General features: G+C 55.0%; 15 protein-coding genes and 1 pseudogene. 9 read left to right on the top strand and 7 right to left on the bottom strand.

The annotated features are described in order from the left end of the window. Positions 1 to 4: 4 nt before the first annotated feature. The 3 genes and pseudogenes from ACJ9Y9_RS20685 to zupT all read right to left on the bottom strand — a co-directional run bounded on the left by ACJ9Y9_RS20685 (position 5) and on the right by zupT (position 4,189). Positions 5 to 2,449, bottom strand: a pseudogene (locus ACJ9Y9_RS20685) (fimbria/pilus outer membrane usher protein). 74 nt (positions 2,450 to 2,523) lie between these two features. Then, positions 2,524 to 3,084 (bottom strand): fimbrial protein, encoded by a 561-nt coding sequence (locus ACJ9Y9_RS20680; protein ID WP_028017150.1) that lies wholly within the window; start codon positions 3,082 to 3,084, stop codon positions 2,524 to 2,526. A gap of 331 nt (positions 3,085 to 3,415) precedes the next feature. After that, complete coding sequence (gene zupT / locus ACJ9Y9_RS20675) at positions 3,416 to 4,189, bottom strand: zinc transporter ZupT (RefSeq protein WP_028017151.1); 774 nt, start codon at positions 4,187 to 4,189, stop codon at positions 3,416 to 3,418. A gap of 196 nt (positions 4,190 to 4,385) precedes the next feature. On the opposite strand from zupT, the gene ygiD reads away from it, so the two are divergent. Continuing rightward, positions 4,386 to 5,174 (top strand): 4,5-DOPA dioxygenase extradiol, encoded by a 789-nt coding sequence (ygiD, locus tag ACJ9Y9_RS20670; RefSeq protein ID WP_028017152.1) that lies wholly within the window; start codon positions 4,386 to 4,388, stop codon positions 5,172 to 5,174. A 92-nt stretch (positions 5,175 to 5,266) separates the two neighbouring features. Here ygiD and ACJ9Y9_RS20665 read toward each other — a convergent pair whose 3' ends face one another. The 3 genes from ACJ9Y9_RS20665 to tolC all read right to left on the bottom strand — a co-directional run bounded on the left by ACJ9Y9_RS20665 (position 5,267) and on the right by tolC (position 8,735). Then, entirely contained in the window at positions 5,267 to 6,427 is a 1,161-nt protein-coding gene (locus ACJ9Y9_RS20665; protein WP_028017153.1) for a glutathionylspermidine synthase family protein, read from the bottom strand. A gap of 2 nt (positions 6,428 to 6,429) precedes the next feature. Further along, positions 6,430 to 7,095: a DUF1190 family protein gene (locus ACJ9Y9_RS20660; RefSeq protein WP_028017154.1), complete on the bottom strand. Its 666-nt coding sequence runs from the start codon at positions 7,093 to 7,095 to the stop codon at positions 6,430 to 6,432. 161 nt (positions 7,096 to 7,256) lie between these two features. After that, entirely contained in the window at positions 7,257 to 8,735 is a 1,479-nt protein-coding gene (gene tolC / locus ACJ9Y9_RS20655) for an outer membrane channel protein TolC (protein ID WP_028017155.1), read from the bottom strand. Between the two features lie 204 nt (positions 8,736 to 8,939). Between tolC and nudF the strand changes: the two genes are divergently transcribed. From nudF to parE, 5 genes are read left to right on the top strand one after another with little or no spacing between them, the layout of a single operon-like run. Further along, positions 8,940 to 9,572, top strand: a complete 633-nt coding sequence (nudF, locus tag ACJ9Y9_RS20650) for an ADP-ribose diphosphatase (protein ID WP_028017156.1) — start codon at positions 8,940 to 8,942, stop codon at positions 9,570 to 9,572. Beyond that, positions 9,569 to 9,991: a DUF1249 family protein gene (locus ACJ9Y9_RS20645; protein ID WP_014833293.1), complete on the top strand. Its 423-nt coding sequence runs from the start codon at positions 9,569 to 9,571 to the stop codon at positions 9,989 to 9,991. Before nudF ends, ACJ9Y9_RS20645 begins: the two co-directional genes overlap by 4 nt. A gap of 27 nt (positions 9,992 to 10,018) precedes the next feature. Then, positions 10,019 to 10,846: a 3',5'-cyclic-AMP phosphodiesterase gene (gene cpdA, locus ACJ9Y9_RS20640; protein WP_108090476.1), complete on the top strand. Its 828-nt coding sequence runs from the start codon at positions 10,019 to 10,021 to the stop codon at positions 10,844 to 10,846. Next, positions 10,846 to 11,427, top strand: a complete 582-nt coding sequence (gene yqiA, locus ACJ9Y9_RS20635) for an esterase YqiA (RefSeq protein ID WP_028017158.1) — start codon at positions 10,846 to 10,848, stop codon at positions 11,425 to 11,427. The genes cpdA and yqiA overlap by 1 nt, the downstream gene beginning before the upstream one ends. Positions 11,428 to 11,455: 28 nt before the next feature. After that, a complete protein-coding gene (parE, locus tag ACJ9Y9_RS20630; protein ID WP_028017159.1) occupies positions 11,456 to 13,348 on the top strand; it encodes a DNA topoisomerase IV subunit B in 1,893 nt (630 codons plus the stop codon). Between the two features lie 37 nt (positions 13,349 to 13,385). On the opposite strand, the gene ACJ9Y9_RS20625 is transcribed toward parE, so the two are convergent. Then, positions 13,386 to 15,527: a TonB-dependent siderophore receptor gene (locus ACJ9Y9_RS20625; protein WP_028017160.1), complete on the bottom strand. Its 2,142-nt coding sequence runs from the start codon at positions 15,525 to 15,527 to the stop codon at positions 13,386 to 13,388. Between the two features lie 385 nt (positions 15,528 to 15,912). On the opposite strand from ACJ9Y9_RS20625, the gene ACJ9Y9_RS20620 reads away from it, so the two are divergent. From ACJ9Y9_RS20620 to ACJ9Y9_RS20610, 3 genes are read left to right on the top strand one after another with little or no spacing between them, the layout of a single operon-like run. Then, the gene (locus ACJ9Y9_RS20620) at positions 15,913 to 16,725 is read left to right on the top strand and encodes an ABC transporter ATP-binding protein (protein WP_028017161.1); all 813 of its coding nucleotides are present in this window, start codon (positions 15,913 to 15,915) and stop codon (positions 16,723 to 16,725) included. Beyond that, positions 16,722 to 17,705, top strand: a complete 984-nt coding sequence (locus ACJ9Y9_RS20615; protein WP_028017162.1) for an iron ABC transporter permease — start codon at positions 16,722 to 16,724, stop codon at positions 17,703 to 17,705. The genes ACJ9Y9_RS20620 and ACJ9Y9_RS20615 overlap by 4 nt, the downstream gene beginning before the upstream one ends. Continuing rightward, positions 17,702 to 18,742 carry an iron ABC transporter permease gene (locus ACJ9Y9_RS20610; RefSeq protein WP_028017163.1) on the top strand — a complete coding sequence of 347 codons (1,041 nt, stop codon included), beginning with the start codon at positions 17,702 to 17,704 and terminating at the stop codon, positions 18,740 to 18,742. Before ACJ9Y9_RS20615 ends, ACJ9Y9_RS20610 begins: the two co-directional genes overlap by 4 nt. Positions 18,743 to 18,751: the final 9 nt, after the last annotated feature.

The raw sequence follows: 18,751 nt of genomic DNA, 5'->3' as shown, positions 1-18,751 counted from the left end.
TTTCTTACTGGCAAGGCAGCATGAGCTGCATACTGTTTTCAAGGTGAGAAGGTAACGAGAAGCGACACTGATGGTTGTCTCCCCACGTGACCAGGAACTGTTGCTCAGGCTGGACGGCGCCCAGCCAGACGCGACCCTCCTCGGCGACCATACCTACCTGCTGGCCGTTATCCTGCAGGCGGACCAGGGCGCCGAGCGGCGGTGTCCCGGAAGGCGTTCGCAAAATGCCGGCAATATCGTTACCGGCTCGGGTCGCGATTTGACGATAGCCGATGGCGCCTTCTGTCTAGGTGGAAGTGACCACCCGCGTATCAACGTCAACGCCGTCAGGCAAATTGTTCATGTTGACCCGCACGCTGGCCGGGGTATAGCTGGAAAACGACGGCAGAACACCGATACCCGACGCGTTGGTTTCGCCATGCGATACGTTCAGCGGGATATGGCCCACGCCGTCGGTGCTGACCATGACGCGTGGCTCATTGCCGTAGCTGCGACGGTGCAGGGCAAACCCTTTCGCCGTCCCGGTAAACGATCCGTTCCAGCTGGCGCTCACTGAGTTGTACTCATTCGCCTTATAGCTGCCCGAGACGTTGAGATCCCCCAGCGAAGAATAGTGCTGATAGTTTCCGCTGAACTGTGCGCCCGCATCGGCTTTTTCGCTCTCGGTGCCTGCAGAGACGCCCCAGGTATTGTTCCGGTCAGAGGTATCGTACCAGGAGACGCTCTGGCTCAGGCTGTCGCCGTTGCGAAGATCGTAGTTCAGGCGATGGTCAGGATCGAGCGGCACGCTCAGCGAGAGATAAAACTGGTTGTCGTCCTTTTCATCATCTTCGTAATGGGTTCTGCTCAACGACAGGGTCAGGCCAAGGTTTTTCCAGCGGCCAAGGTCGAAGTTATAGCCTGCGGTGACGCTGCCGGTCGTGGAAGGCGAGTCGTCCCACCATGTTTGGCGCAGCATGCTTAGATAAAGGTTTAGCGAGAGGGCCGATATGTACTGACTGGCGGTGACGCTGAGAGTCTGTTTTTCCGTCTGGCTGTCGCTGTAGTCGTCATCCAGATAGCGCGCATAGCTCAGGAACTGACGGTCCGAGTATCGGTAGCTCGCCAGCGTAAGCTGGCTACCGGTGGTGTCGAATCGTTTACTGTAGTTAAAGCGGTAGCTGTAGCCCGTCTGCGGATCCTCACCCGGCAGCTGGCTGGTGGCCCGGGTGATATCAAACGAGAGCGCCCCCAGATACGCCATGTTTTGTCCCAGCCCGGCGGCCAGGGCGCGGTAGTGGTCGCCATCGGCCAGCGTTCCGCCATAGAGTGAGGTTTGCGACAGCATGCCCCAGGAAAACTCGCCGCTCATGAAGGTGCTGTCCTCAACGTCATGCGATGCGTCCTTTCGCGGCTTGCCTGCTGCCAGCTTGTAGCGAACCTGTCCCTGACGCGTCAGGAAGGGAACGGATTCGGCAGAGACCTGGAACGTACTCACCCGGCCATCTTCTTCCGTTACCTTCACGTTGAGCGTGCCCTGCACCGACTGGTTGAGATCCTGAATGATGAACGGGCCCGGCGGGACTTTTGTTTGATAGATGACCCTGTCGGCGAGGCTTACGGTGACCGTCGCGTTGGTTTGGGCAATGCCGGAGATTTGTGGCGCATAGCCGCGCAGTGACCACGGCAGCATGCGCTCATCGCTGATAAGCGACGCGCCGGTGTAGGTGAAGGCGTCGAAAATCGACGACTGGAAATCCGTCTCGCCGAGCGTCAGCTTGGCGCACATGGTGGGCAGGGGGCGGAACATATAAACGCGCGAGAAGCGCCCGTTATGCTCTGAACCGCCGTCCGCATGTGTCTGGTTGTATTGATAATCGCTGCGCAGCCGCCAGGCGCCGACGTTCGCGCCCGCCGTGCCGTAAGTGTTGGCATTATCTGAACTGCTGCCGCTGTTGGGCTGGTAGTGGCTGGCAAAAAGATTGTAGTCCAGCAGGACGCCCGCCACGCCGTTATCCCAGGTTGACGGGGGCATCCAGTCGGCAGAACGGTACTGCAACCACGCCTGGGGAATGGACACGTTTAGCGTCTGGCTTACTTGTTCAAAGGTAAAATGAACGTCCGGCAGCGTGGCGAAGTCTATACAGCCCTCTTTTTCAGTTAGCGATTCCCGTATTTTATCCTGCAGGCCGAACGTGTCGGCCAGCTCGGCGGGAATACAGACCTGGACTGCATCATTCACTTTTTTCCACGTTAACTGCCAGCCGTTTGCTAAGGGGATGTCATTAATCGAAACCGTAACAAAATAACGTCCGGGGACGACGGAGGCGCGATCTTTAAACTGTGTTAAATCGACGCTGTTGCGCTGATCTTTATCGATGGCATTAATATTAAATTCGGTACCAGAGGCGACTTTCGTCATTAACAGGGCGGTAATGATGATTATGCATGTTGATTTATGTTTCATCATCCTGTTGCTCAAGGTAAATATAAAATGCCGACTGGCATAACGAGCCAGTCGGTAGATAACGAGGTAAATTTGAATTATTTATACGCCAGCACATAGTTTGCGGTGGCTTCAACCTGACCCGGCGTTGCCGTTTTGCCGCTCAGTACTTCCATCTGCGCCTTAAAGTGCAGCGTCTGGGTGGCGGAGCCTGCCAGCAGGGTAACTTCACTGGCGCTACCCAGGGTGATGTTCGCTTCCGCATTATCCAGCAGGCGGACGCCCACGTTCTGCGCGCCGTTGGCATACGTGTTGGTCATCAGACTGGTATCCGTTGTATCCGTGGCGGAGCTGGTGAACGTGACGTCAACTTTGGTGATTGGGGTATCGGTTTCATCGCCTGGATCGTCCAGCTGGCAGTTTTCCAGGTTGATATCTACCGCCACGGGTGACGATTTTTTATTGGCATTAATAACGGCGGTCGTAATTTCACCCAAATCGACTTCTTTATCAACGCTGTCTGGTGCAATATTGCATGGTGCATCAATCACCACACCTTTGAATTTAATCTTACCGGAACCTTGTTCTGCAGCAAACGCCGACCCAGAAATAAGCGTGGCCATTGCCACGGCTAAAATTGCTTTTTTTCCTGTAAACATGAAAATATCCTTTTTCAGTTGAATTCATATCCTGAATATTAATCAGAATATTGCCGGGGAAGTATACCGATCTCCGGCGGGGCAATGCGATTAACCAAGCTTAAAAATCATTGTAGATCTAATTAAAATATAAATGCGGGTTATTGTAAGTGGATGAATTTCAAGAAGTGTAAATTATAATGCCGGATGCATTGTTTAGTGTTATTACGCACAATAATGTTCAATAAAAAACTTGATTTTTTTATAAGGAAGGATGCAGGACATATATTCCGTAAAAAGTTATTTCTTTAACAAATAATAGGCACCTCCGTTTCAGGAGGCGCCCGTCACGTCAGCCAATGCCTGCGGCCTGAAGTAAGACCAGACTTAACCCCATCACCGACATTCCGCACAGGACGCCATAGCTTGGGTTGTTGTTTGGATCGATCTCTTTTGCCAGCGGCATCAGCTCGTCAACCGACAGCGCAACCATAATCCCCGCAACCGCGGCCATAATGGCAGCCATGACTACCGGCGAAACCAGGCTACCGAGGATGAGCCAGGCCAGCACGCCGCCAAGAATTTCCGCCATGCCGGATATCCCGGCCCAGAAGATTGCCGTGCGCTTTGAGCTCGTGGCGGCATAGACCGGACCGGCCACCGCGAGTCCTTCAGGAATATTGTGCAACGCCACTGCCAGGGCGATGCCGAGGCCCATTTCCAGGTTACTGCTGGCGGTGACATACGTCGCCACGCCTTCCGGGAAGTTGTGCAGGCTTATGCCGAGCGTCAGCAAAATGGCGGTGCGCTTAATGTTACGCGGCGCGGGCGCTACGTTTTTTTGCATTAAGTCCTGAGGGTGCGCGTGGGGCAACATGCGATCGAGCGCGAAATATCCCAGCAGGCCAACGACAAACATGCCGTAGCCCAGCAGCGGAGACATACCTTCTGTTCCCAACGCGGCAGGCAGCATCTCCATCAGGGAGATGAGTAGCATGATCCCGGCTGCAAAGCCCAGTGAGAAGGCCAATACGCGATTAGAGGGTTTCTGACCAAGAACACCGAGGATCGCACCGATGAAGGTCGCAGCGCCCGCAAGTATCGTCAGGATCAAAGGTACTGACATTCATTACTCCTTTTGATAATGATTCTCATTAATATAAATGATTATTTGTCAGCAAAGCGAGCAGAGTGGCTCTGCTTTACATATTCCTTACATTCAAATTTCCTGATGATGATCTTCACGCTTATCAGCGTTCATCTTTGCCGGATTGCGCGTAATGTAGCACCATTAAATTGACACTTTCTGTAAGGATATCATCATGACTTCTTCCCGTATGCCAGCCCTGTTTTTAGGCCACGGCAGCCCAATGAACGTTCTGGAAGACAACGTCTATACCCGTGCATGGCGTAGCCTGGGCGAGACGCTGCCGCGTCCAAAAGCGATTGTGGTGGTATCCGCGCACTGGTTCACCCGGGGCACGGGCGTGACCGCCATGGAAGCGCCTAAGACCATTCATGATTTTGGCGGCTTCCCGCAGGCGCTGTATGACACGCACTATCCGGCCCCCGGCTCGCCTGAGCTGGCACAGCATCTGGTGGATCTGCTTGCTCCTGTTCCGGTGGCGCTGGATAAAGAAGCCTGGGGTTTTGACCATGGCTCCTGGGGAGTGCTGATTAAAATGTATCCTGATGCAGATATCCCGATGGTGCAGTTGAGCATCGACAGCACCAAACCGGCTGCCTGGCATCTGGAGATGGGTCGTAAGCTTGCAACCCTGCGTGATGAAGGCATCATGCTGGTGGCAAGCGGTAACGTGGTTCACAACCTGCGAACGGCACGCTGGCACGGCGAGAACACGCCCTATCCGTGGGCGACCTCTTTTAATGATTACGTCAAAGCGAATCTGACCTGGCAAGGCCCGGCTGAGGAGCATCCGCTGGTGAACTATCTGGATCACGAAGGCGGTTCGCTCTCTAACCCGACGCCGGAACACTTCCTGCCGCTATTGTACGTTCTTGGTGCGTGGGATGGTCAGGAGCCGGTTACGATCCCGGTCGACGGTATTGAGATGGGGAGCCTGAGTATGCTTTCGGTGCAGGTGGGGTAATAAAAGCAAAACGGCAACCTCAGGTTGCCGTTTTTAGTGTTTGCACCCTCTCCCTGTGGGAGAGGGGCTGGGTGAGGGCATCAGGCCGCGGTCTATTCAACAAAAATATGCGGATAGAATCGTGACAGATCCTGCGTGATCAGGGCGCGATCTTCGCGGATGCCAATCCCGGCTGGCTGATCGTTGATGAGCCAGCTGCCAATAAGCGTGTAGCTGTCGCCAAATTTCGGCAGTTGATAAAATTCCTGGACGATCATCCCTTCTTCGCCGTAAGGCCCTTCAACCGCTTCCAGCGTTTTGCCGTTTTCGATAATCGACACGTTCGCCCCTTCACGGGAGAAGATCGGCTTCACGACGTATTTCTCCATTTGCGGATAATCATCTTCCGCAAAATACGCAGGCAGCAGGTTAGGATGGTTCGGGAACATTTCCCACAGCAACGGCAGCAGGGCTTTGTTGGAGATAATGCTCTTCCATGCGGGTTCCAGCCAGCGTACGCCTGCATCTTCCAGCTTGGTGGAGAACATTTCGCGCAGCATATATTCCCACGGGTAGAGCTTGAACAGGTTGCTGATCACCTGATCCTGCAGGTCGGTAAACTGACCTTTCTCACCCAGGCCGATATCTTCGATATAGAGGAATTCGGTTGCCACTTCCGCTTCGGCGGCGCAGTCCTGCAGATACTGAACCGTCCCGCGATCTTCTTCCGTGTCGCGGCAACAGGCGAGGTGCAGCAGGTTGAAGCCAAATTGTTCGCGCAGCTCGGCAAAACGCTCTATCAGCTTTTCCTGCAGGCTGTTGAACTGATCGCTGCCTTCCGGCAGGTTTCCGGCATTGGCCTGGTCTTCCAGCCAGATCCACTGGAAGAACGCCGCTTCGTATAAAGAAGTGGGCGTGTCGGCGTTATTTTCAAGAAGCTTAGGTTCACCCACGCCGTCCCATGCCAGGTCAAGGCGAGAGTAAAGCGAAGGCTGATTCGTTTTCCACGACTGACGGACAAAGCTCCAGGTGTGCTTTGGAATGCGGAATTTTGCCATCAGCTCGTCGCTGTCGATGACTTTATCCACCACCTTGAGGCACATCTGGTGCAGCTCGGCCGTCACTTCTTCCAGTTTCTCAACCTGGGCGAGCGTGAGTTTGTAATAGGCGTCTTCACACCAGTACGGCTCGCCGTACATGGTGTGGAAGTTAAAACCGTATTCGGTGGCTTTTGCGCGCCAGTCCGGGCGCTCGGTGATACTGACTCGCTCCATGATCAGCCGCCCATTGAGCGAGTAGAGGAGCCTGTCGCGCTACGCTGCATGCTGGTCTGCTTCGCTACGGATTCACCAAACCCGCCACGGGTGATGGTGCTGGTGGTCGCAGGCTTCGGCGCCATCGCCGTTTTCGGGACGGTCACAGTGCGGCCTGGGGTTGCTGCGCCGTAGCCTTTGCCGCTGGCGTCGGTGTATTGACCATAAGCCGGGCTGGCCGGGTTTTTCGAGCTAAACAGCGGTTGCTGCTGATAACCCGCACCGCCACCCATCAGACGGCCCATCATATAACCTGCCATCAGCGGCATCCAGAAACTGCCGCTGGACTGCGCCTGTGCCTGATTTTCCGGCGCAGTGCCCGCCTGAGCAGGCGTCTGCTGGCACTGACCTTCACCGAACTCTGCCACACAGTCTGCGCGTGAAGCATATTTCGGTGCGGTACGTTCTGCTTCTTTCAGGGCGTTGTTATAAGCAGTCTTACATTCAGCGGCGTTACCGGTTGCCGTTGAGCAGTCTTCCGCATTTTGATACAGCGAAACCGTTTCATCGGTTTTCTCACAACCAGCCAGCATAAAGACAGCCGTAACTGCCAGCGCAACAGGGGTGAGGTGACGCGCGTTCCAGCTTTTGCGGAACGAAGCGTGATTTATGGATTTTGTCCGTTTCATCTTTGTCTTCCAGGACCCAGTGGTAATAACGCTCAGGATAGAGGATGAGTGGTTGAAAATGAAGCGAAGAGGGGGGGAATCAGGGGGATCTTTACGTTGGCTTACGTTCGGGTGTGATTCAGATGCGCCCTCTCCCACAGGGAGAGGGCCTGATGACAATCTTAGTTACGGAACGGATTACTGCTGTTGCTTGCTGGCTTGGTAGAACGCGCGGCGGCAGGCTGTGCAGCAGGGGCGCTGCTGTTAGCGTTGAAGTTATCAACGGCGGCAACCTGATCAGGGTTCTCCGGTGCCACTCTGTCCGGTGATGTTGAGACCGGTTTGCCCAGTGCGCTGTTCAGCATCTGCAGGTCTTGCTCGTTCAGCGTACCCAGAGCCTGTTTGATGTTCAACTGGTTAATCAGGTACTGGTAACGTGCGCTGGAGAGCTGCTGTTTCGCGTTGTACAGCGTGGTGGTTGCGTCCAGCACGTCAACGATAGTACGTGTACCAACGGAGTAACCCGCTTCCATCGCATCCAGGGAGCTCTGTGCAGACACCACGGCTTGTTTATACGCGTTGATGCTGCTGATAGAGGCGTTCACGTTGTTGAAAGAAGAACGTACGGTCTGCACCACGTTGCGGTGAGCACTTTCCAGCTGCTCGCTCGCGCCAACAAAGTTGTACTGCGCCTGTTTCACCTGAGAGTTGACCTGACCGCCCTGATACAGTGGCAGGGAGAAGTTCAGACCCACTTTGTTCTGACCCATATTGCTGTCGTCATACTGGGACGTATTGGTTTTAGAGCCGCTGTAGGTCGTATCTGAAATACCGGTAGATGCACTGAGGCTCAGGGTAGGCAGGTGGCCATCCTGTGCCTGACGAATCTGTTCGCGGGCCAGATCCTGGCTCAGACGCGCCTGCAGCAAGGTCAGGTTACGGTTTTCCGCTTCTTTCAACAGGGCGTTGACCGCCTGCGGTTTATCCGTTTTGAAGCTGTCCACGTTCAGAGACGCCAGCTCAGGGTAGTAATTCCCGGTGACCTGACGCAGTGATTCCAGCGCGTTGTCGAGGTTGTTACGCGCGGTCACTTCGTTTGCCAGTACGCTGTCGTACTGTGAACGGGCGTTCTGCACGTCAGTGATCGCAACCAGACCTACGTTGAAACGCTGTGTGGTTTGATCTAACTGGCGGTAAATGGCCTGTTTCTGCGCTTCGGTGTAGGAGAGCGAGTCAATCGCGCTCAGCACGTTGAAATAAGCTGTGGCGGTGTTCAGGATCAGCGTTTGCTGGTCAGTCTGATAGGTCACATCCTGGATGCCTGCGCTCTTTTCCTGCAGGGTCAGGGCACGCCATTTGGACATATCAAACAGCGTTTGTGTCAATTGTAGTGAGGCGCTGGTAGCATTGGAGTTGACGCCGTTAGCGTCGCGGAAACCGTTGCTGTAGGTATAATCTGCACCTAAACCTAACTGTGGCAGCAATGGGCTACGCGCTTCGTTAATCTTTTCAAACGCAGCATCACGATCGGCCGCTGATTTACGTAAATCAGGGTTGCCCAGACGTGCCTGCTGATAGACCTGTAACAGGTTTTCCGCCTGGCTCATTGCACTGAAGCCCGTCAGGCTCAGGCCGATAAGGATGGGGAGCAATTTCTTCATTTGCATTCCTTGTTGTGAAGCAGTATTAGCGCTGATCTAATTAAAAAATAATTGCCGATTCTAACAGAATCTTCCATACCAAAAGGTTGGCGTTACGTGCCATCTGGCGGTAATTTGCACCAATCTAACATATAGCCTTGCAAACGGCAGCCAAACAGCCTTGAAATTCACAATTTCATCACCATTGCTACCAGGACTCGACTCATGCAGAAACCAGAAAAGTTGCCCGTGACATTCGCCAAAAACGATGTAGAAATTATTGCACGAGAAATGCTTTATAGCGGTTTTTTTTCGATGGAACTTTACCGTTTCAGGCATCGCCTGTTTAACGGTGAAATGAGCGGCGAAATCAGACGCGAAATTTTTGAGCGCGGGCATGCGGCAGTCTTGCTACCCTTTGACCCAGTGCGCGACGAAGTTGTGCTGGTGGAACAGATCCGAATTGCGGCTTACGACGTCAGCGAGAGCCCGTGGTTACTGGAGATGGTAGCCGGGATGATCGAAGAGGGCGAATCGGTCGAAGACGTTGCCCGCCGTGAGGCACTGGAAGAAGCAGGATTGGTGGTGGGACGTACAAAACCGGTGCTGAGCTATCTGGCAAGCCCGGGGGGCACCAGCGAGCGCCTTTCCATTATGGTAGGCGAAGTGGACGCCACGACGGCGGAAGGGATCCACGGTCTGGCAGATGAAAACGAAGATATTCGGGTTCATGTGGTGAGCCGGGAACAGGCTTATCAGTGGGTAGAAGAGGGGAAAATCGACAACGCAGCGTCTGTCATCGCCCTGCAATGGCTGCAACTGCATTATCAGACATTACGAAACGAGTGGAAAAAATGAAGCGTTATACACCTGACTTCCCAGAAATGATGCGCCTGTGCGAAACCAATTTCGCACAATTGCGCCGCCTGCTGCCGAAAAATGACGCACCCGGCGAAACGGTAAGCTATCAGGTGAGCAACGCGCAGTATCGGTTAACGATAACAGAATCAACGCGCTACACTACGCTGGTGGAGATTGAGCAAACGGCACCCAGTATTAGCTACTGGAGCCTGCCGTCGATGACGGTGCGCCTCTATCACGATGCAATGGTCGCTGAAGTGTGTTCAAGTCAGCAGATCTTTCGCTTCAAGGCACGGTATGATTACCCGAATAAAAAGTTGCATCAACGCGACGAAAAGCATCAAATTAACCAGTTTTTAGCTGACTGGCTAAGATATTGTTTAGCACATGGAGCAATGGCGATTCCGGTTTGTTAGCGTCATAAACCTACCTAAGGACACCATTTGGAAAGCCTGTTGAACCTGACTGTTGCTGGTGGGGCGCCAGTCAGGATATTACAAATCACCGATACCCACCTTTTTGCCGAAAAGCATGAAACTCTGCTGGGGGTCAACACCTGGGAGAGCTATCAGGCGGTACTTAGCGCCATTCACGCTGAAAATCGTGCATGCGATCTGATTGTCGCAACGGGCGATCTGGCGCAGGACCAATCCTCCGCGGCCTACCAGCATTTTGCTGAAGGCATCGCGAGTTTTAGTGTGCCTTGCGTCTGGCTACCTGGAAACCACGATTTCCAGCCGGCTATGTACAATGCACTCCAGGATGCGGGGATTTCTCCGGCAAAATGTGTCTTTGCGGGTGAACAGTGGCAGATCCTGCTGCTGGACAGCCAGGTGTTTGGTGTCCCGCACGGTGAATTAAGCGAGTTCCAGCTCGACTGGCTGGAGACCAAACTGGCTGCTGAACCTGAACGTCATACGCTGTTATTACTTCATCATCACCCTCTGCCAGCGGGTTGCAGCTGGCTCGATCAGCACAGTCTGCGTAATTCTGCTGCGCTGGATCGCGTGCTGGCGAAATTCCCGCGTGTGAAGAATCTCCTGTGCGGACATATCCATCAGGAACAGGATCTCGACTGGAATGGTCGCCGTATGCTGGCGACGCCATCGACCTGCGTTCAGTTTAAGCCGCACTGTGCCAACTTTACGCTGGATACCATCGCACCAGGCTGGCGCTGGCTGGAACTGCATGCCGATGGTTCGCTGACCACGGAAGTCTGTCGTTTGACAGGCGCAAAATTCCGTCCGGACACCGCTTCAGAAGGCTATTGATGTCTACGCTCCTTTATCTACACGGATTCAACAGCTCGCCGCGCTCCGCAAAAGCGACACAGTTTCGCCAGTGGCTGAGCGAGCATCATCCCGATGTTGAGATGATTATCCCGCAGCTGCCGCCTTACCCGGCGGAAGCCGCGGAGATGCTGGAATCTATTGTGCTTGAACACGGCGGCGAATCATTCGGTGTGGTCGGCTCATCGCTGGGCGGATACTACGCCACCTGGCTATCGCAATGCTTTATGCTGCCCGCAGTTGTTGTTAACCCGGCGGTACGGCCATTTGAGCTGCTCCGTGACTTTCTTGGCGCAAACGAGAACCCCTACACCGGCCAGCAATATGTGCTAGAGTCACGCCATATTTACGATCTCAAAGTTATGCAGGTTGACCCGCTTGAAGCGCCGGATCTTATCTGGCTGCTGCAACAGACGGGTGATGAAGTGCTGGATTACCGCCAGGCAGTGGCGTATTACGCATCCTGCCGCCAGACTATAGAAGAGGGCGGAAACCATGCTTTCACGGGCTTTGAGAATCATTTCACCCAGATTGTCGATTTTCTTGGACTGCACAGCCACTGACAATCAATGCGAATTGCTAGTTTAAATCATGACGCAAACCTATAACGCTGATGCCATTGAGGTCCTCACCGGGCTTGAGCCGGTTCGCCGCCGCCCGGGGATGTACACCGATACGACGCGCCCAAACCACCTGGGCCAGGAAGTTATTGATAACAGTGTGGACGAAGCGCTGGCGGGCCATGCCAAACGCGTTGACGTCATCCTGCATGCCGATCAGTCGCTGGAAGTCATTGACGACGGACGCGGTATGCCGGTGGATATCCACCCGGAAGAGGGCGTCCCGGCCGTTGAGCTGATCCTCTGCCGGCTGCATGCAGGCGGCAAGTTCTCCAACAAAAACTATCAGTTCTCTGGTGGTTTACACGGCGTGGGGATCTCTGTGGTTAACGCCCTGTCTAAGCGCGTGGAAGTAAACGTCCGCCGTGACGGTCAGGTGTACAACATCGCGTTCGAAAACGGCGAGAAGGTGCAGGAACTCCAGGTTGTTGGCACATGCGGTAAACGCAATACCGGCACCAGCGTCCACTTCTGGCCAGACGAAAGTTTCTTCGACAGCCCGCGCTTCTCCGTTTCCCGCCTGACGCACCTGCTGAAAGCCAAAGCGGTGCTCTGCCCCGGCGTGGAAATCACCTTTAAAGACAACGTTAACAACACCGAGCAGAGCTGGCGCTATGAAGACGGTCTTAACGACTATCTGTGCGAAGCGGTAAACGGCCTGCCGACGCTGCCGGAAAAACCGTTCGTCGGCAATTTCACCGGCGATACCGAAGCGGTGGACTGGGCGCTGCTGTGGCTGCCGGAAGGCGGTGAGCTGCTGACCGAAAGCTACGTTAACCTGATCCCCACCATGCTCGGCGGTACGCACGTCAATGGCCTGCGCCAGGGGCTGCTGGACGCGATGCGCGAGTTCTGCGAATACCGTAACATTCTGCCGCGCGGCGTGAAGCTGTCGGCGGAAGATATCTGGGATCGCTGCGCCTACGTACTCTCTGTGAAAATGCAGGATCCGCAGTTTGCCGGTCAGACCAAAGAGCGCTTGTCGTCACGTCAGTGTGCGGCGTTTGTCTCCGGCGTGGTGAAAGATGCGTTTACCCTGTGGCTGAACCAGAACGTTCAGGCGGCAGAGATGCTGGCTGAAATGGCCATTTCCAGCGCCCAGCGTCGTCTGCGTGCCGCGAAGAAAGTGGTGCGTAAAAAGCTGACCAGCGGCCCCGCGCTGCCGGGCAAACTGGCGGACTGTACCGCGCAGGATCTCAACCGTACCGAACTGTTCCTCGTGGAAGGCGACTCGGCGGGTGGATCGGCCAAACAGGCGCGCGATCGTGAATACCAGGCAATCATGCCGCTCAAGGGTAAGATCCTGAACACCTGGGAGGTCTCTTCAGATGAAGTGCTGGCCTCGCAGGAAGTGCATGATATCTCGGTGGCGATCGGCATCGATCCTGACAGCGACGATCTGAGCCAGCTGCGCTACGGTAAGATCTGTATCCTTGCGGATGCGGACTCCGATGGTTTGCACATCGCTACGCTGCTGTGCGCACTGTTTGTGAAGCACTTCCGCACGCTGGTGAAAAACGGCCACGTTCACGTGGCGCTGCCGCCGCTGTACCGTATCGACCTCGGCAAAGAAGTGTATTACGCGCTGACGGAAGAAGAAAAAGCGGGTGTGCTGGAACAGCTGAAGCGTAAGAAGGGCAAACCGAACGTCCAGCGCTTTAAAGGGCTGGGTGAGATGAACCCGATGCAGCTGCGCGAAACCACGCTGGATCCCAACACGCGTCGTCTGGTGCAACTGACGATCAGTGACGAAGACGAGCAGCAAACCAACGCGATGATGGATATGCTCCTTGCCAAGAAACGTTCGGAAGACCGACGTAACTGGCTGCAGGAGAAAGGCGATATGGCGGATATTGAAGCCTGATGCTGAAAAAGCCCTGCGATGCAGGGCTTTTTTTATATCAAAACTCCATCTTCACCGTAAACTGCACTTCGCGCGGGTCGCCAATCTGGTTGCCCAGGTTATTGGTCGCGATAGATGAGGTGTAGTAAGTCTTATCAAACAGGTTCTTCACGTTCACCTGCAGCGTCACTGGATACTGCAGTTTCATCTTATAGGCCGCAAAGGCATCGGCAACAAAATAGCCCGGTAAATAATAGTCCGCGCCGTTGGTCGCTGAGCGACGGCTCACGCCGTGTCCACCCCCGCCAAGCGTCAACGTATTTCCGCCGATCGCATTGTGAATGTCATAGGTCAGGAACAGTGAGCCGGTATGGCGTGGCACGTTCGGCAGCGGTTTGCCTGCATAGTCCGGGTCTTCCAGCACTTTTGCGTCGGTATAGCCGTAGCTGGCAATAATATTGGTGTTTTCCGTCAGGGACCCTGCCAGATCCACCTCTACACCCTGCGAACGCACGCGGCCGGCGGTTTTTGCGACGGTTTCTCCCGCGATGCTTTCGGTGTACAACACGTTGCGTTTGTGAATATCAAACAGTGCGATATTGGCAGTAATACCGTCGAACAGGTCAAACTTAGCGCCAATTTCATACGCATTTGATGTTTCTGGCGGCAGATCGCCGATGTAGCTCGCAATGGACGATTGCGGCATAAACGTCTGGGAATAGTTGGCAAACAGCGAGACCGCTGGCGTGAGTTTGTAAACCAGCCCCAGCTTCGGTGTCCACTGGTCGTCGCTGCTGTCGGTATTGACGTTGAACGGGCGACCTTTACCGGCGTACTGGGTGTAATACTGATAGCGCAATCCGGCGACGGCGATCCATTTATCGGTCAAGTACAGCGCGTCCTGAGCGTAGGCGGAGTAGCTCTCTTGCTTGATGGTCTGGTCGCTGTCTGACGCTGAGACAGTGGTGCACTTGCTAAGGTTGCCATACGTCGGGTTATAGATATTGAAATCTTTGACGTTTTTACAGCGGATCATATCCGTACGCAGCAGATCGTAATTCTCATACGATACGCCGGTCAGGATCTCGTTGTAGAAGCCAGCGATGTCCACATTCCCCTGCAGATCCGCACGTGTCGTATGCATCCTCTGGGTCGAGCCTTGCGTCGCATCTACGCGGCGGGTCAGGTTGCCAGTTTTTGAATCGTAGGCCATTACGCGGGCCTGGTTATCGCTGTATTTATCCTGGCTAAAGCTGTAGTCGAACTTTGCGGTCCACTGGCTGTTCAGGCGATATTCTGCGTTGAGCTGCGCCAGGTCTGACTGACCATCGGTGATGTTAAACGGTTCGTCAAAACGCGTTTTGCGATCAACGTTTACCGGCTGTTTGGTGTTGAGATCGAAGATCGTTCCGCGATCGAATGGTGTCTTATAGTCGCGATGCGAATAGAGCACGGTCACGGTGGCATCATCGCCAAACCAGGTCAGCGACGGTGCGATAAAGGTGCTGCGCTCGTTGCCAAAATTGCGCCAGTAATCTTCGTCCTGATACTCACCCGTAAGACGATACGCCAGACGCGTGCCTTCAATTGGGCCGGTAACATCAACCTGGCCGGTACCGCCGCCAAAGCTGGAAGAGGTAGCAGAAAGTGAGCCGCCGAAGGTCTTCTCCGGGCGTTTAGTGACGACGTTAATCAAACCGCCAGGATCGAGAATGCCATACAGCGTTGAGGCCGGGCCTTTAAGCACTTCCACGCGCTCGGTTGCGGCATTAAAACTGCGCGGCAGGACGGTGCGCAGACCGTTGGTCATGATTGACCCGTCGCGGTTCGCGCCAAACCCACGACGAACAAATGCATCCTGCGTACCGCCCAGAGTATTGGTTTGCACCACGTTGCTGACGTTATAGAGCGCTTCATCCAGCGTAGTGGCGTGCTGATCTTCCAGCACCTTATCGCTGACGGTATTGACCACCTGCGGGATATCCAGCATTGGCATGTTGGTCAGTGTCGCGGTGGAGGTATTCAACGGCTGATAGCCATTTGTAGCATCTGCCGTGGCATTCGGACTGGCGATGACGGTAAGCGTTTCGCCGTCTTTAGCCGTTGTGTTGTCCGCTGCCTGTACCAACGGCGCCATAAACAGCATTGAAAAGAGCGCGCGCCCTTTTGCCCCAGAGAGAGAAGGTGTGTACGTAGCCATTACATCTGTTTTCCCGAAATATCCCGCACATGAATGTTTGCGGAAGAATGTGTGAGTCATTGCCCTTAATGGTCTATCCGTTAGCCTTTTCAGGCATCGAACATGTAATTGAGAATCATTCAATCATGTGAGGATGTAGTAGTAAATGGAAAAAAACAAAAATCGACTACAGCCGAAAATTACACGTAAAAACGAAACGAAATTGCATTTAACATGATGAAATTAATGTCTTTATTAGGTGTGGTAGTTTCGATTAATTTCCTGCTTATCCCTGTTTTTATCAGGGTGTTTCTTCTCTTGACTACTACATGGTGCAGCGTCAAACTTCTCAAAAGAGAATGAGTTTTATTTTTATTTGTTAGTTTTTCATTACGTTGGCGTTCACGTGACTTACAACACGAAAAAATCGGGACTGGTTCTGGAGAACCTCTCTGCGGGTTATCAGAAAAAAATCATCGTTGATGATATCTCCCTTGCGATCCCTCAGCAGAAAATGACGGTGCTGGTAGGGGCGAACGGCTGTGGAAAGTCCACACTGTTGAGCACTATCGCGCGACTGCTGCAGCCGCTCGGGGGCACCGCGCTGCTGGACGGTAAAGCCATTCATGAGCAGCCGACCAAAACGGTTGCCCGTCAGTTGGGTATCCTTCCTCAGTCTCCGCTGCTGCCGGAAGGGTTAACCGTCTTTGAGCTGGTTTCTCGCGGGCGCTTTCCCTGGCAAAATTTTATGCGCCAGTGGAGCGACGAGGACGAACGGGCTGTTGAAGAGGCGCTGCACCTGACGGGGACGGCGGAGTTTGCGCATCTGCCGGTCGAAAGCTTGTCCGGCGGCCAGCGCCAGCGCTGCTGGATCGCCATGGCCCTGGCGCAGCAAACGCCGTATATCCTGCTGGATGAACCGACAACCTTTCTCGATCTCCGCTATCAGGTGGAGATCCTGGAATTGCTGCATACGCTGACCCGCCAGCACGGACGCACCGTCGTGGTGGTGCTGCACGATCTTAACTTCGCGGTGAACTACGGTGATTCACTGATCTTTTTACGTCAGGGGAAAGTTGAAGGCGTATTGCATGAGGGCGATGCCTGCACGCCGGAACTGATCAAAGCGGTGTTTGATGTCGACGTGCATATGTCGGTTAACCCGTTAACCGGCAAACCGTTTTTTATGCCGTTTCGTCAGGTCACTGAAAAACCATGATACGCACGACGCTGGCTTTTATTCTCTTTGCGTTACTGCTGATGATGGGGGCGATCGCCCACCTGGGTATCGGCGCGCGCGTTATTCCTCCGCTGACGGTGGTCCAGGCGTTTTTTGATTTTAATCCCCATAATTTCGACCATAACGTCATTATCAAATTAAGACTGCTGCGCCTCAGCGCCGCGATGGTGACAGGCGCCGCGCTCGGCGTGGCGGGCGTCCTGCTGCAGTCCGTGATCCGCAACCCGCTCGGTGAACCGCATATTCTGGGGCTGAATGCCGGGGCGGCGCTGGCGGTGGTGCTGACGAGTGCGCTCGGGATGACGCTGCCGTTTGGTCGCCCGCTCGTTGCCGCCGCCGGTGCCGCCGCGCTGTTTTTGCTGGTGCTGATGTTCTCCTCGTCTGGCCGCACCGGGCTCACACCCATGAAAGTGACGCTGTGTGGCGTGGCACTGTCGGCATTTGCCTCATCAGTGACTGCCGCAGTCCTGATTCTGGATGAACAGACCCTGCTCGCCCTGCGAACCTGGCTGGCGGGGGATTTAGCGGGGGTAAAACAAGAAACGCTCCGGAGTGCCCTGTGGGCTGCTGCTGCCGGTTTTGTTCTCGCTATCGGAGTGTCGCCGTCGCTCAATATGCTGGCTCTGGGCGACCGGATGGCGCAGGGGCTTGGCGTATCGCTGCTGAAAACTCGCCTGCTCGCCCTGCTGGCCATCGCGCTTCTCTGCGGTGCGGCCGTCTCTATCGCCGGGCCGATTGGCTTTATCGGCCTGGTCGTGCCGCAGCTCATTCGCCGTCTGGTGTCGGTCGATTTACGCGTGATGGTGCCGCTGTCTGCCCTGTGTGGCGCGCTGGTTCTGCTGCTGGCAGATATTGCCGCCCGTACGTTGTTTACGCCCTGGGAGCTGGCAACCGGCATCATGACAGCCCTGGTTGGCGCACCAGTCTTCATTTTCATGGCGTCGAGGATGTTCAAATGAACCGGGCCGGACTCCGCGCGATCCGTATTGGTCGCCTGTCAGCATTGGTTCGCCCGAAGACGCTGGCATGCCTGGCGTTTTTAGCGCTGGTAGCATTAAGTCTGCTGGGCTTTGGTCTGACGCACGGTTCGTTGCCCATTCCCACCTCCGCTATTGCCCGCGCGCTGTTTTCTCCTGAAGGTCTGACAGCAGAGGCGCACTATATCGTGATGGATATTCGTCTGCCGCGCCTGCTGATGGCGATACTGTGCGGCGCAATGCTCGGTATGGCAGGGGCGGCCATGCAGTCCATCACCCGCAATGGCCTGGCCGATCCCGGTCTTATCGGCGTGAAAGAGGGCTGCAGTGCGGCAGTGCTGGTGCTGATCTTTCAGTTCCCGGCGTTGAGCCTGGCCTGGCGTCCGCTGGCAGGAATGGCCGGGGGACTACTCACTGCGATGCTGGTGATCTTGCTGGCGCGTGATATTTCGCGCCCGCGATTCATCCTGATTGGCATCGGCGTGTCATGGGCCTTTGCTGCTGCAATGGGCGTCTTTATGACCACCGCAGACGTGCGTGACGTGCAGACGGCAATGCTCTGGCTGGCAGGAAGCCTGCATACGGCAAACTGGACGCTGGTGGGCCTGGCTGCACTCTGGACGCTTCCCGCGTTTGCGTTGTTACTGTTTACCGCGCGTGCCGCCGATGTTGCGTTACTCGGTAATCAGGCCGCAACAGGCCTGGGCGTGCGTACAACCCGACTGGCACTGCTGCGCGTTCTCGCCCCGGTGGTGCTGACGGCGGCCTGCGTCTCCTGCGTAGGCAGTATTGGTTTCGTGGGACTCATTGCCCCGCATATGGCACGTCTGCTGCTGCGTGGTGGGCAAACCGCGCTCCTGACGGGAAGTGCTGTGCTGGGTGCGCTGCTGGTGCTGCTGGCGGATAACGTTGGCCGTCTGGCATTTCTCCCGCTGCAACTGCCAGCGGGAATTGTGATTTCATTGATTGGCGGACCGTTTTTCCTGCTGTTGCTCTGGCAGCGTCGGGACAGATTTTAGGGGACTGAG

Source organism: Enterobacter sp. CPE_E1241, assembly GCF_045618265.1.
GTDB lineage: Bacteria > Pseudomonadota > Gammaproteobacteria > Enterobacterales > Enterobacteriaceae > Enterobacter > Enterobacter adelaidei.
This window is presented reverse-complemented; position numbering and strand designations above follow the sequence as displayed.